Annotated in this window: 15 protein-coding genes; 13 read left to right on the top strand and 2 right to left on the bottom strand. The window is 43.7% G+C overall.

What is annotated here, in order from left to right; all coding sequences use genetic code 11:
• The first annotated feature begins 16 nt into the window (after positions 1-16).
• The gene (gene phoU, locus ATG71_RS12435) at positions 17-676 is read left to right on the top strand and encodes a phosphate signaling complex protein PhoU (protein ID WP_079531735.1); all 660 of its coding nucleotides are present in this window, start codon (positions 17-19) and stop codon (positions 674-676) included.
• Between the two features lie 79 nt (positions 677-755).
• Here the strand turns inward: phoU and ATG71_RS12440 are convergent, their stop codons facing one another.
• Complete coding sequence (locus ATG71_RS12440; RefSeq protein ID WP_098439860.1) at positions 756-1,088, bottom strand: hypothetical protein; 333 nt, start codon at positions 1,086-1,088, stop codon at positions 756-758.
• A 351-nt stretch (positions 1,089-1,439) separates the two neighbouring features.
• On the opposite strand from ATG71_RS12440, the gene ATG71_RS12445 reads away from it, so the two are divergent.
• From ATG71_RS12445 to ATG71_RS12485, 9 genes are all read left to right on the top strand, one after another.
• A complete protein-coding gene (locus ATG71_RS12445) occupies positions 1,440-2,141 on the top strand; it encodes a DUF4912 domain-containing protein (protein WP_179886526.1) in 702 nt (233 codons plus the stop codon).
• Entirely contained in the window at positions 2,138-4,459 is a 2,322-nt protein-coding gene (locus ATG71_RS12450; protein WP_098439862.1) for a glycosyltransferase, read from the top strand. The genes ATG71_RS12445 and ATG71_RS12450 overlap by 4 nt, the downstream gene beginning before the upstream one ends.
• The gene (locus ATG71_RS12455; RefSeq protein WP_098439863.1) at positions 4,456-5,463 is read left to right on the top strand and encodes a nucleotidyltransferase family protein; all 1,008 of its coding nucleotides are present in this window, start codon (positions 4,456-4,458) and stop codon (positions 5,461-5,463) included. The genes ATG71_RS12450 and ATG71_RS12455 overlap by 4 nt, the downstream gene beginning before the upstream one ends.
• A gap of 6 nt (positions 5,464-5,469) precedes the next feature.
• Complete coding sequence (locus ATG71_RS12460; RefSeq protein ID WP_098439864.1) at positions 5,470-6,051, top strand: hypothetical protein; 582 nt, start codon at positions 5,470-5,472, stop codon at positions 6,049-6,051.
• A gap of 57 nt (positions 6,052-6,108) precedes the next feature.
• Positions 6,109-6,258 (top strand): 50S ribosomal protein L33, encoded by a 150-nt coding sequence (rpmG, locus tag ATG71_RS12465; RefSeq protein WP_064091498.1) that lies wholly within the window; start codon positions 6,109-6,111, stop codon positions 6,256-6,258.
• A gap of 144 nt (positions 6,259-6,402) precedes the next feature.
• Positions 6,403-6,969: a 5-formyltetrahydrofolate cyclo-ligase gene (locus ATG71_RS12470; RefSeq protein WP_098439865.1), complete on the top strand. Its 567-nt coding sequence runs from the start codon at positions 6,403-6,405 to the stop codon at positions 6,967-6,969.
• Complete coding sequence (locus tag ATG71_RS12475) at positions 6,959-7,741, top strand: DUF92 domain-containing protein (protein ID WP_286162993.1); 783 nt, start codon at positions 6,959-6,961, stop codon at positions 7,739-7,741. The genes ATG71_RS12470 and ATG71_RS12475 overlap by 11 nt, the downstream gene beginning before the upstream one ends.
• An 80-nt stretch (positions 7,742-7,821) precedes the next feature.
• Entirely contained in the window at positions 7,822-8,004 is a 183-nt protein-coding gene (locus tag ATG71_RS12480; RefSeq protein WP_318019851.1) for a hypothetical protein, read from the top strand.
• A gap of 142 nt (positions 8,005-8,146) precedes the next feature.
• Complete coding sequence (locus ATG71_RS12485) at positions 8,147-9,670, top strand: rhomboid family intramembrane serine protease (protein ID WP_098441819.1); 1,524 nt, start codon at positions 8,147-8,149, stop codon at positions 9,668-9,670.
• Here ATG71_RS12485 and ATG71_RS12490 read toward each other — a convergent pair.
• On the bottom strand, positions 9,667-10,542 hold the full coding sequence (locus ATG71_RS12490; RefSeq protein ID WP_098439866.1) for a hypothetical protein: 876 nt from the start codon (positions 10,540-10,542) through the stop codon (positions 9,667-9,669). The genes ATG71_RS12485 and ATG71_RS12490 overlap by 4 nt on opposite strands.
• A gap of 141 nt (positions 10,543-10,683) precedes the next feature.
• Here ATG71_RS12490 and ATG71_RS12495 point away from each other — a divergent pair, with 141 nt between their 5' ends.
• The 3 genes from ATG71_RS12495 to ATG71_RS12505 all read left to right on the top strand — a co-directional run bounded on the left by ATG71_RS12495 (position 10,684) and on the right by ATG71_RS12505 (position 13,472).
• Entirely contained in the window at positions 10,684-12,144 is a 1,461-nt protein-coding gene (locus ATG71_RS12495; protein ID WP_098439867.1) for a spore germination protein, read from the top strand.
• A gap of 147 nt (positions 12,145-12,291) precedes the next feature.
• Positions 12,292-12,498, top strand: coding sequence for a YqgQ family protein (locus tag ATG71_RS12500; protein ID WP_098439868.1), 207 nt, complete (start codon positions 12,292-12,294; stop codon positions 12,496-12,498).
• Positions 12,499-12,503: 5 nt separating this feature from the next.
• Complete coding sequence (locus ATG71_RS12505; RefSeq protein WP_098441820.1) at positions 12,504-13,472, top strand: ROK family glucokinase; 969 nt, start codon at positions 12,504-12,506, stop codon at positions 13,470-13,472.
• Positions 13,473-13,674: the final 202 nt, after the last annotated feature.

Here is a 13,674-nt window from a genome sequence, read left to right on the forward strand (position 1 = left end):
GCAAAGGGGAATAAGTATGGCGATAAGAAGAAATTTCGATAATAATTTAAAAGAGTTAAAAGACAAACTTTTCGATATGGCGGATCTTGCCAAAGTGTCTTTAAAAGAGTCCGTGGTAGCCTTGAAGACACAGGATATCGAAAAAGCAGAGGAAATCATCAAAAAAGATCACATCATCAATCAATATGATAATGAAATCAATAATCTTGCCATCATTCTCATTGCGAAAGAATCTCCCGTCGCAACGGACTTACGGAAAATCATCTCTGCATTAAGGATCTGTTCTGAAATTGAACGGATCGGGGATATGGCTACGAATATCGCGAAATCAACCTTGCATATCGGAAACCAGAAGTTGATCAAGCCGATTGAAGAAATCCCGAGAATGCTCTCGATTGCTGAAGAAATGCTCGAAGAAGCACTTACCGCTTTTTATAGCGAGGATGCTTCCCTGGCAAAAAAAGTGGCGGATCGTGATGATGAAGTCGACGAGTTATATGGTAAATTAGTAAAGGAACTCATGACCTATATCCCGAACTATCCAAATGAAATCAGTCAGATCACCCAGCTGGCGTTTACATGCAGATACATTGAACGCGTAGCGGACCACGTGACGAATATTTGTGAAAACGTCATTTTCTTAGTGACCGGAGAACGGTTTGATTTGAATAACTAACCGAAAACGGCATATATGTAAAAACGGCTTATTCCAACAGTGGAGTAAGCCGTTTTGTTCTAAGCATTTATGTTCGCCGCTATGAGTCCTGAATGATAGAGAGGACTTCTTGTTTGGAGAGTGTGGATTGTTTTGTGATCTGATCCACTTTTACACCTTGCTTGTAAAGGGAAATCACTTGATTCTTAATGATTTCGTTAATTGGACTTTTGTGAAGGGTCATCTCCCCATCCAACATGAGCTCTTCTTCCAAAACGCTGATTCGCTTCTTCAATTTATAATGCTCCTGCAGTACATTCATCGATAATTCTTCCATGTCTTTTTCAATATCGCGATACCGATCCCGTTGGAAAAACGAAATGACAAGTAATAGGATAGAGAAGCTTACTAATCCAATGAACAGGTAAGTCACTTTATCACCCCAAGCTGTATTCTTCTCCTTTATTTATAGCACAGATCATGTTCCAACTCTATATGATACATGGATAAATGTGTGGGATATCCCACTATTTTGTCGAATGTTGCGGCAAGATCCACAAAGAAAAATGTCGTTATAAAAATGTAATCGCTTTATTATCATTTCAACATACTAAATCATAAAAAAAATGCACGTTGAATCCTATTGCCATCATGTGTAACAAGATACGACAAAATGCGTTTATTGTAGGTTTTTCAATACGGTGTTACGATAAATTTAAGATTAATTGTCATAATATTTAGATCGAATTCATATAATAAATGTTTCGTTTTAGGAGGAATGGTTTTGATCACAGAAATAATCAAGTTAAAGGAACAAGGTGTATCATTCAGGAAGATTGCCAAAGAATTGAATACAACCGTGGGGAAGGTTCAATATCAATGGGTTAAGTACCAGAAAGCATTGGAGAATGGTCCGGAACCGGCAGGAGTTGAAATGATAAAACCGGAAACACCGAAGAAACGTGTAGGAAGAGCTGCTTTTGGCAGGAAGATGCCTAAGCGCAGATCGAAAAATCCGAAAGCGACCGAGTTATCGATTACGTTTTCGACTTCTTCAAGGATCTATTGTTATTGGAACATTCCCCATGAATGGATCCGGTATGTGAAAGCACATTTTAAGATGAACTCCGACACGCAGCCATTTGTTCTTCGATTATATGATATTACCTCTATTTCTTTTAATGGTCATAATCAACATCACCATTCGGATTCGTATGTACCATATACAGAAACTGACTGGTTTGTGAACGGATTGAAGGAAAACCGAAGCTACTGCATGGAAATCGGGTTGCGCCTGCCATCAGGGGACTTTGTTGCCTTCACTCGTTCCAATGTCATTCATACACCGAGAACCTCTCATCATCAGGAGGCGCACAGTATGAAAGAGTTGATGGAATACGAGCAGGGATTAATCAGGGAACCAAAGTGGGTTGAGCATGTCAGCACGTATTCGTATTATGTCATGAATGGGGAGGGAAAGGCATGAAGGCTCTTTCAGAAATCATCGTGTATCCAACATGTAATGAATGTTCATTTTCTCAAGTGTTTGAACGGGAAGATATGCTTACTGCATTACTAATAGAGAATGGTGAATTGATCGATTTCCTTGATCGGAATGAGGGTGGTTCCATTCCTGTCGTGTTGAATCCCCTCCTTTTCTCCCTTTTTATGAGCGAAGAGTTTAAAGAGAGGGCGAACGCCATCATTCAAAGCAACCTCCTGCAAGCAGACTCTCATGATAAACAGAAGTGGCAGCACATCTATTCACTGTGGTCCACTTATGATATGAATCTTGTACAAGCCTACAAACATCTCACAGTGAAAGGGAAGGCAACCGTCATCCCTACGGCGGTAAGTCCGTTCCCATTAACCCATTACCGGACTCCAAGGGCCATCGAATCCCAGGTTCGGATGAGTACATTATTATTCAAGCAATATTTTCAAGTGATCCCTAAGTCGTTCTGGTTACCTCAGGCCGCATATGTACCTGGGATTGATCTTTACCTCACTCAGCAAGGCATTGAGTATACGTTCATTTCTTCCTTTTCCTATGAACATAGTGAAAAGGAACAGCACAGAGGTGTCATCAGGACGCCGAGGGGATTAAAGCTTATTCCGGTTACGGAAGGCAGCGACTTCCTGGAAGAAAGCGATCATCCACTTTCAATCGTATTCGTGAAAGACCTATCAGACTATGATGCATTAATGAAACTGGATAGAGGAGATGCCCGTCATACAATGGAAGCCATAATGGAGGAGCCTACCGCTCTTTCAAGGGTCGGCTTCGGGTATCTTGGAATGGAGAAACAAGTCCCGATCATGACCGATTCAGCCATTCGGAATATTAGGGTGGTCCATCGTATGGAAGAGCAGCTGGAAAATATGGTGACGCTGTCAGCGGAAACAGAGTGGACCTTTCAGATTATAAGGGAATGGATATCAGGTATGGAAGGGTTTAAAGATGAGAATGGAATATCCACGGTCCATTTCGACCGGTTGCTCCAGCAAGTCATGGATGGGCATTTAGATGGACATCTCCTTCTTCACCGGAAGAGAATGATGCCTTTTCCATCTGACGGAATCCTTGAGAAACTCTCCATTGGAATAAAGGGTGACGTGGAAGAGAAGCAGGATTCAGTGCTGATCCTTTCCTGGGAGTATCCACCGAATATCGTGGGGGGATTATCGAGACATGTATATGACTTAGCCAACAATCTTGTGAAAAAGGGAAAGCATGTGCATGTTCTTACCACCATGGCCAATGATGCCCTTCCCCGGGAGCAGATGGAAGGTGTCACGGTTCATCGGGTGCATCCACTTCATCCATATGAAGAAGATTTCTTTAAATGGGTGTTCGATTTGAACCAGTCCTTCATTCAGTACGCCCATGACTTGATACGGGATGAAAGAATCACCCATATCCATGCACATGATTGGATCGTATCGACATCAGCGATGAAGCTGAAAGACTATTACTCCCTTCCTCTTATTACTACGATCCATGCTACTGAACATGGCAGGAATCAAGGGATTTATACGGATTTGCAACACAAGATCCATGGGGAAGAGCAGCTTCTCATAGGAGCATCCGATCATCTCATCGTTTGCAGTGAGCATATGAAAGACGAAATCAAGAGCTTATTCACGATAGAAGCACCAATTGCCGTAATACCAAATGGTGTGGAACTGGAGAAACTGGATCAGTCTTCCCCGTACACCCTTTCCAAACCATCGACGCCGTACTTTTTTTCGATCGGAAGGATGGTTCATGAGAAAGGGTTTGAGACCATCATCCGTGTTGCTTCACGGTTAAAGAATGAGGGGTATGACATCTCCTTCGTCATAGCAGGGAAGGGTCCGATGCTCGAGCAATATCGAAAGGCTGTGATCGAGGAGGAACTCTCGGATAGCGTATCATTCGTCGGTTACGTATCGGATAGGGAACGGAATGATTATTTGAAAAATTGCCTGGCCGTCATCTTCCCCAGTTTGTACGAACCGTTCGGGATCGTGGCCCTGGAAGCGATGGCCTTCCGAAAAGGCGTGGTTGCTTCCAATACCGGCGGGCTTAAGTCCATTGTGAAACATGAACAAACCGGATTATTATTTGAGCCCAACCAGGAACATAGTCTCTATACTCAATTGATTTCATTAATTGAAAATCCGGGGAAATCCGAACAACTGGGTGAACTGGGCTTTAAAATGGCTCAGTCCATGTTCAGCTGGGACCGGATCGCAGACCAGACCATTCATGTATATGATGATGTGCTCCTTCAATCAAAAGTGGAGGGTATAAAAAGATGAAGGCGGTTATATTGGCAGGTGGAGAAGGCAGGCGATTAAGGCCATATACAATGTCCATTGCGAAGCCCATGGTCCCGATTCTGAATAAGCCAATACTTGAATATAGCATTAACCTCCTGAGTTCTTATGGAGTAAAAGATATATTGATTACGACTTGTTATAAAAGTGAGACCATTAAAGATTACTTTGGAAACGGGAAACGGTTCAATGTGAATATCACGTATCTTGAAGAAAGATCCCCACTCGGGACAGCGGGCGGCATATTCCTCGCACGACACAGGCTGCGAGAACCGTTCCTTGTTCTTAGCGGGGATGCGTTTACCAATATTCCCATCGACAAGGTCATTGAATTCCACTATGAGAAAAGAGCGGTCATGACCGTCGTCTCAAAGGAAGTGGAGAATCCAAAGGAATACGGAATTTGTCATACGGACGAAACCCGCAAATTAGTCGATTTTATCGAAAAGCCCGAAGAGTGGGTAGGAAATGAAGTCAACACAGGTGTTTATATGCTTGATCCACGGCTTTTGGACCGGTATGCACACGTTGGGGTTAAAGATTTCGGGCAGGATTTCATTCCCCGTCTCCTTTTGAATAATGAAGAAGTATATGTGTTTAAGACGAGTGCTTATTGGAGAGATATCGGTAACCCGGAAGAATATAAGTGTGCAAGGGACGATCTTATGAGGGGGCATTTCTCTCCTCCCTCTTTTAAGAAAGGCTTCCATCATTCAAAGGGCTTAGTGGAGCCTTTCATCACCCGACTGCAGGTGGCCTGTCCAAATGGCAAGAAACCGATGGTGCTTGCAAAACTGCTCGAGACGGTTCCATCTTCCTCCAATCAGAAAGAGATTGTATTCGACCACAGGGATGGGGGCCGGACGAAAATCATCAGTGATCCAAAGAGAGGGTTCATCATTTATTCCAATGCGGACAGAAGAAATCTGGCAAGGGAGTTTGCTAGATATTACGGAAAAAAAATAAAAATCTGGCAAAAGGTGTAGAGGCTAATGAAGGAGAATCAGAATCGAACGTTTCATATCCAAGGAATAGCCTGGAACAAGAAAAATGAGTATACGCCCATCCACTCTGACAAATGTTCCTCCCTTACAGATATTAACGTAAGGGTGAAAGAAGAGGCTGAGGGGTGGGGGGACTCCTATGTATTCGAAATGGAGAATATGTCGAAAGAAACCCGTCGTCTGAAAGTATTCTTCCTCATCGAGTGGCTCGCCTGCAAAGAAGATGGAGTGGGGGTGCTGTCCCTGTCGAAAGATACATTCTGGAATTACAGCGGAAGGCGGGTTGCCATCACCAATATTGTCTCCTGTGCAGAATCTGTGAAGAAAACCATCTATCCTCTTAATCTGAAGGGGCTTAAACTTTGGAAGAAATCCTTAAGCAAAGGGGGCTTACACTACTATCCCATCACAAATGGCCTCAATATGATGGTGTATATGCTGGATTTCTCTTTCAAGCCCTTCGAAGTGAAACAGGGGAAAGTATATGCCATTGAAGGTGAGATGGAAGATGAGGTTGCAATTTTAAGTGATAGAATAAAAAACGGACTAGCATTTCCCGGTGAAAAGTGATATTATATAAAAGTCGTATGAATAGTAGAAGATGTATATGTTTGGAGGGAAATTATAATGCGTGTAAACATTACTTTGGCTTGCACAGAAACTGGTGAGCGTAACTATATTACTACTAAGAACAAGCGTAACAACCCAGACCGTTTAGAGCTAAAAAAATATTGCCCGAAATTAAAGCGTGTGACTCTTCACCGCGAAACGAAATAAGCAGCCGGATTTTATCCGCTGCTTTTTTTTATGCTTTATTTGGTTCCAGAGTAATGCCTTTTCTGAAAAGTGGTGGACTGGCTGTCGCATTTCGACTGGAAATCCATTAAAATAATTTCATGATAGTAAGCATGGAGGGATCATATGTCTAAAAAGGAAAAGCGGAAATCTCAGCTGCAAGTATTAAAATCCATTGGTCATATTGCATTTCAACAAAAATGTTTCGAAATAGAACAACGTCTTTTTGGGTCTCCCGAGTGGAAGCAAAGCAGTACGGTCTCGATCACCATTTCAAAGCCTCCGGAACTCGATACATGGAATATCATTAAGAGGGGCTGGGAAGAAGGGAAGACAATGGTCGTGCCAAAGTGCCTCCCGGAGGACCGCCGGTTAATTTTTTATAAACTGAATGATTTTCATCAGTTGGAACAATCATATTTCAATTTATTTGAACCGGACCCCGCAAATTCCGTCGCTGTACATAATGAATCGATTGAATTGATGATCGTCCCGGGTTTATCTTATACAACCGGGGGTTATCGTCTTGGATTTGGTGGGGGATATTATGACCGACTGCTTTCATCCTTTTCAGGAACTACAATGTCCCTTGCCTTCGAAGAGCAAATGGTCGAATCATTGCCGATCGAATCCTTCGATATGCAGGTGTCAACCATACTGACGGATTTGAGACGGATCGATTGTGAAGATTGAGTTATTCCTGCTCCTTCTCTTTATCCTTGCCATCGCGATTGGTGGATGGAGAACAAGGAATTTAAGTATATCTGGGGCTTGGATGGCTGTGGTGGTCGGGCTTGTCATTGGGTTTGCCTATGGTTTCCGGGGCTTGTTTGTATTGGGGGCATTCTTCCTTTCTTCAAGTATATGGTCTCATCTATTTAAGAAGGACAAGATCGGCATCGAGGACCGGCTTGCTAAGACCTCCACACGGGATTGGCAGCAAGTATTGGCAAACGGCGGTCCTGCTGCACTTTTTGCCCTGTTGTTCAGCTTGACTGGGGAAAGCGTATGGACATTTGCTTTTGTTGCTTCGATTGCAGGGGCGAATTCGGATACATGGGCATCTGAAATCGGTCCCCTGAGTCGAAAACATCCTTTTTCCATAAGGTCTTTCGAGAGAGTTCCAAAAGGCACATCGGGAGCGGTATCCCCCATCGGTACAATAGCGGCGGTCATGGGTGCAGCCTTTATCGCACTGACAGCCCTGTTCATGCCCGGTAGTATGGATGCCACGCTCTTTATATTGATCACACTTTCCGGGTTTCTTGGAAATCTCCTGGATACATGCTTGGGGGCATATGTACAATTGGATTACAGGTGCCGGGTGTGCGGGATACAGACGGAATCGACTGTCCACTGCGGACAGCCTACCGAAAGAACGAAGGGCTACTGGATGAACAATGAATTGGTCAATGCCTTTTCAAGCATAATGTCCGGAGTGATCCTGCTTCTCCTTTATTGGTAGCGGGCAAAAAAATCCCAGGTTTAGAAAAATTTATGGGATAAGCTAATCTGTTATGATCCAAACTATAAACAGGAGGGATCATGATGAACGGATGGACAAAATGGTTAGTGCTCGGAGGTTTGGTTCTTTTTCTGGTTCCGAATCGATATCGTTTGTTAAACCTGTTATTAGGCAATTTTCTACTACGCAAATTTGCCGTAAGAGCGGCCATGGGAATACCCGGTATACGCTCGAAATTCATTCAGGGCGCATTCCGCTCTTGACCAAACAAAAAGGACTGCAGGAGGGTCATACCCCATTCCTGCAGCCTTTTTTGTTTACACATCAAAAACAGGTTAGGTATAGTAGGGAGAGGCACGTTGGAATTCAGGTAGGTTAAAAGAGTAAAAGAAAGTAGTGGATGTTGTGGATTTACGATATCATTATTTATTTTGGGAAATTGCCCACTATTTAGTGGAATATAAACAGTATCGGATCCTGAATCTTTCCCCCGACCAGGATGAAATTTGGTTGGAGAATTCAGGCATGAAAGAAGGAAACATCGTCCGGATCGTTCGAAAGGACCTGGATTGGGGTAACTGGGTCAAGAGGGATTTGGAATTGACCTCCATGAATGGAGAAAAGATCAGGAAAACCCTGAGGAAAAGGCAGCTTCACATAAAGAATCTCTACATATCCACTTATCCACCCGTCGATGGGGATCCAAGTCTGTTCCTGGACCCGCTGAACCGTCATAAAACAACCATACAGCCTATTCTCCTTGATGGTGATGAAAGTGTGGAAAAGCTTAAAAGCCACCCACTCTTCCATGATGGAGATTGGGAGCTTCCCCCTGAAGTGTTGGAGGCAAATGTAGAGTGGATCAAAAATATGACCATGACGTCTTCCTCCAAACAAATTCAGCAAGAGAGACAGCTATTTGAGAGAGGGAAACCTTTTTTTACTTATCTCTTTATCGCCGTTCAAGTGATCATGTTCCTCATTCTTGAAATGAATGGAGGGAGTAAAGACCCGGAGACGCTCATTCAATTCGGTGCAAAATATAATCCTCTTATGATTGAAGGGGAATGGTGGCGCCTCGTCACACCGATCTTCCTGCATATAGGATTACTGCATCTCTTGATGAACACACTGGCCCTTTATTATCTCGGAATGGCAGTGGAGAAAATGTTCGGCCGGATCCGGTTCGTTCTCATTTATATGCTGTCAGGAATCGCAGGTACGCTGGCAAGCTTCCTGTTTACATCCAATCTTTCAGCAGGGGCGAGTGGGGCGATCTTTGGCTGTTTCGGTGCTCTACTGTACTTTGGGGTATTACATCCAAATGTTTTCTTCCGCACCATGGGAACTAATATCATTGCGGTCATCTTATTGAATCTGGTCCTGGGATTCAGCCTTCCAGGCATTGACAACGCGGGCCATATCGGGGGTCTTATCGGAGGATTCCTTGCGGCAGGGATCGTCAGTCTGCCAAATGCCAACCGGCCGGTGCGGCAGCTCCTGTTTCTTCTTGGAAGCATTCTGTTAACAGGTATATTGGTATGGAATGGCATCGGAGACGATTCAAGTTCCTGGGACGTCGATACGGCGAATGGGGTCGCCCAGGAAAAGATATCGAATCAGGAGTGGGCAGAAGCAGAGGACCTTCTAACCCCTGTAGTGGAAGAAGGGGCTCCGAATGCACAAACCTATTTCTATCTTTCATATGCTGAAATTAAGCAGAATAAATTAGAACCGGCAAAGAAGCATTTGAAAGCTGCACTAAAAGAAGACGATCGCTTTCATGAAGCCCACTACAATCTTGCGTTGATATTGATCGATACCGGGGAAAGTGAAGAAGCTCTCCACCACGCAAAAAAAGCCTATGAATTAAATAGGCAGGATAAGAATTATGAAAAACTTTATAAAGAGTTGCAAGGGAGCGATTAAGATATCAGCTGTCTGAGTAAGGACGCGTCCCCGTTTTGATCAACGAGGAGCACAAGCACTTCCTTTTTATCTTTTTTTACTAATAGGAGAGGAATGGCACTGTCGATGGATTCCACGATAGAGCCGTCCTCTTTTTTAATTCCTAAATAATAGTTTTTATAGAGTCCTTCCCAAAGGTTACCGATCAGGCGATCCCATTCCTGTCTGGTATAGCCTTCCAAGGGACGGCCGTCATACATCGGGAGACTGGTCAGGGGGATGGGGGTGTATTCTTCGCCAGGGATACCCAATGAGGTGATCGCCTTTTCCCATAAATATTCGAGTTGTTGGGAGGTCACCTTGTCCAGGATATTCTTCCACTCTTTTTCTACGCCATTCCCCGGTTGCCTGAAAGCATTCAAAGGGCTGAAATTGGAATCAATCACGTACAGGGTATCTTCGGACATTTTCTGGGCACTGGTGAACTCTGTGTCCGATTCGTGTATTTCTGAATAGTGAAAAGATACAGCCTGAAGAATGCTGCTATCTTTCCCCTTTATGATCGATTCCTCTACAATCTGATCGGTATCTTGTTCCCATTCATTCATCAGACCCTTCAATCTCCCGTTCATATATATAAAACCGACATCCTGACGTAAATAAGCGGGAGTATCAAGCTTTGAAGATACCTTCCAATTCACTTCATAATGATCATTTTTCTTTTCCGGTTGGAGCATGAGAATCGTTGTGGCCGATTCATACGATACGTTCTCATTGATGGGAAAAAAAATGATGCTCTCCCTGGTTTGCGGCTTGTAAATAAATTGAATGCCCAGGGCCACTATACATATGATCACCAGAAATGGCATTGCTTCTTTCAGCCTATCCTTCATTTTGTTCACTCCAGTGGTTTGTCCATTTTCTACATAGTATGAATCGATGGAATTGAATATGATAGGATGTATGATTTCAGGCTTCTTTGTCTAGGATGGTAGGGATGGAAAATCATGTAAAGGTATTGGGAGTGAAGGCTAATGTCGAATGAAAAGAAAAAGCCTGTCTCTACTCAGATTGAAGAAAACACCAATTATTTAAGGGACACCTTAGCAGTGGACAAGAGCTTTGATGTCATTCAATTGGATCTGGAGTATGCAGAAAGAAAAATGGCCATGTTTTTAGTGGATGGCTTCGTTAAAGATGATATCATGCATTATCTGATGAAGCTCTTATCTGGACTCAGTCCTGAACAATTGGAAGAGGACACTCTGGAAAAGCTTTTGAAGACGTATATTCCTTATATTGAGATTGAACAAGTAGATGACTTGAATCAGGTGATCGATTTAGTATTGGCAGGTCCGACAGCTCTTGTCGTGGACGGTATTGACAAGGTAATTATGATTGATGCAAGGACATACCCTGTCAGAGGGCCTCAGGAACCTGACTTAGAACGGGTCGTACGGGGTTCGAGGGACGGATATGTCGAGACGATTGTATTTAATACAGCATTGACAAGACGGAGGGTGCGCGATCCCTCTCTTCGGATGGAATACATGCAAATAGGCAGAAGATCCAAAACGGATATCGTGGTCAGTTATATAGAAGACATAGCCGACCCTAATTTAGTGCATAAAATCAAGGATTCTCTCTCGAAGATCGATACAGACGGTCTTCCCATGGGGGAGAAAACGTTAGAGGAGTATATTGCGGGACGGCACTGGAATCCCTATCCGCTGGTCCGGTACACGGAAAGGCCTGACACTGCGGCATCCCACCTATATGAGGGACATGTCCTCATCATGGTGGATGGTTCCCCGAGTGTCCTCATCACACCGACCACGTTTTGGCATCATCTCCAGCATGCGGAGGAATACAGGAATAAACCTTCTGTAGGGGCTTATCTGCGTTTTGTAAGGTTTATTGCGGTGTGGACATCGATCTTTTTACTGCCACTTTATTATTTATTTGCGATTCACCCGGAGCTGCTGCCGGAATCGTTGGCTTATATTGGTCCGAACGATGTTGGGGAAGTCCCGTTATTCCTTCAATTTTTAATCATTGAACTGGGGATCGATATTTTGAGGATGGCAGCCATCCACACCCCGTCTTCCCTTGCTACCGCCCTAGGGCTCGTTGCAGCTTTGATGATTGGGCAGGTTGCCGTTGAAGTCGGGCTGTTCATTAATGAAGTCATTCTTTACCTGGCCATCGCTGCAATCGGAACGTTCTCTACCCCGAGTTATGAGATGAGTCTGGCTAATCGACTGGTGCGGATATTCCTATTGATTTGCACGGCCTTATTTGGTGTTTATGGATTTGTAGTGGGTGTATTCTTATGGATCATCATGCTTTCAAGAATGAGTTCGTTTGGCATTCCATATATGTGGCCATTTATACCATTTAATCTTAGGGCATTCAGGGATGTATTCCTTCGTTCCCCGATCCCCCTAAAAAACAGGCGGCCGCGATTTTTGCATCCGAAAGATCCGGATCGTTAGAAATGATAGAGAAGAGATTTTCTTACTGGATATTCCTTTAAGGAAATCTCTTTTTATTTTGTGTTCTCTGTACTGGTTTGTTTAGGATTGAGAAGAAACCAGTTTTCACTTATACTTTATAAGGAAGAAGAGAAAGCAGGTGTATGCATGAAAACGATTTATGATATCCAACAGCTCCTCAAAAGTTATGGAACGATCATATATGTTGGGCATCGTCTTTCCGACCTGCAACTAATGGAAGGCGAATTAAAGGAACTCTATCAATCCCAACTGATTGATACCCGGGATTTTCAGACCGCTTTATTTTTGTTGCGTCATGAAATAGAAATGGAAAAAGAAAAACAGGACAGGTGATAATGATGACAGAAAAATGGTTAGTTGGAGTTGACTTAGGGGGAACGACGACGAAGATCGCGTTTTTAAGTAAATACGGAGAGCTACTACATAAATGGGAAATCCCCACTGATAAATCGGAAAACGGGAAAAATATCATTGTGAATATTGCAAAAGCGATCGATCAAAAGCTCGAGGAATTGGATCAAAGCAGAGATAAATTGGTTGGCATCGGAATGGGGGCACCTGGACCTGTCGATACGGCAAAAGGAATCATTTATGAAGCGGTCAATTTAGGATGGGAGAATAATACGCCATTAAAAGATCTGCTTGAAGTCGAAACAGGGTTGCACGCAGTCATTGACAACGATGCAAACTGTGCAGCACTCGGTGAAATGTGGAAGGGTGCTGGAGACGGGGCGAAGGACATTGTCTGTGTGACATTGGGGACGGGTGTCGGAGGCGGTGTGATTACAAATGGCGATATCGTCCACGGTGTAAAAGGAGCAGGTGGTGAAATCGGCCATATCACCGTCGTACCGGAAGGCGGATATCAATGTAATTGCGGGAAGACAGGATGTCTTGAAACCGTTGCTTCAGCGACCGGTGTCGTCCGACTCGCAAATGAAAAATTGGATGCCACTGAGCAAGAATCAACGCTTCGTGCACTAAGGGATTCTCACGGATCAATCAGCGCCAAGGATATCTTCGATGCGGCAAGGGACCAAGATGGACTAGCCCTGGCAGTCATTGATCAATTAGCTTTCTATCTCGGTTTATCCCTTGCAAATCTCGGGAATGGCCTGAACCCTGAAAAAATCGTGATCGGTGGGGGAGTCTCTAAAGCAGGGGACATCTTATTACAGCAGGTCGTTAAATTCTTTAAACAGTTTTCATTCCCGACTGTCCGTACCTCTACACACTTAAGTATTGCCACGCTTGGAAATGATGCCGGTGTTATCGGGGCAGCCTGGCTGGTCAAGAACAAGATCTGATTTGACCACAAAGTGAAATTGAAAGAGAGCTTTCCTTTATGGAGGGTTCTCTTTTTGTATTTAGAATAGTAGTCTAAAACACCTAATGACAAATGGACTGTTTTTAATTAATGCTGTTTTATTGAAACTATTCATGGTTTCATCCGTCTAATAGTATGGGTAGGAGAATAAGGCATCAACCATTATACACCCCCATTATGTA

Source organism: Bacillus sp. es.034 (assembly GCF_002563655.1).
GTDB lineage: Bacteria > Bacillota > Bacilli > Bacillales > Bacillaceae_B > Rossellomorea.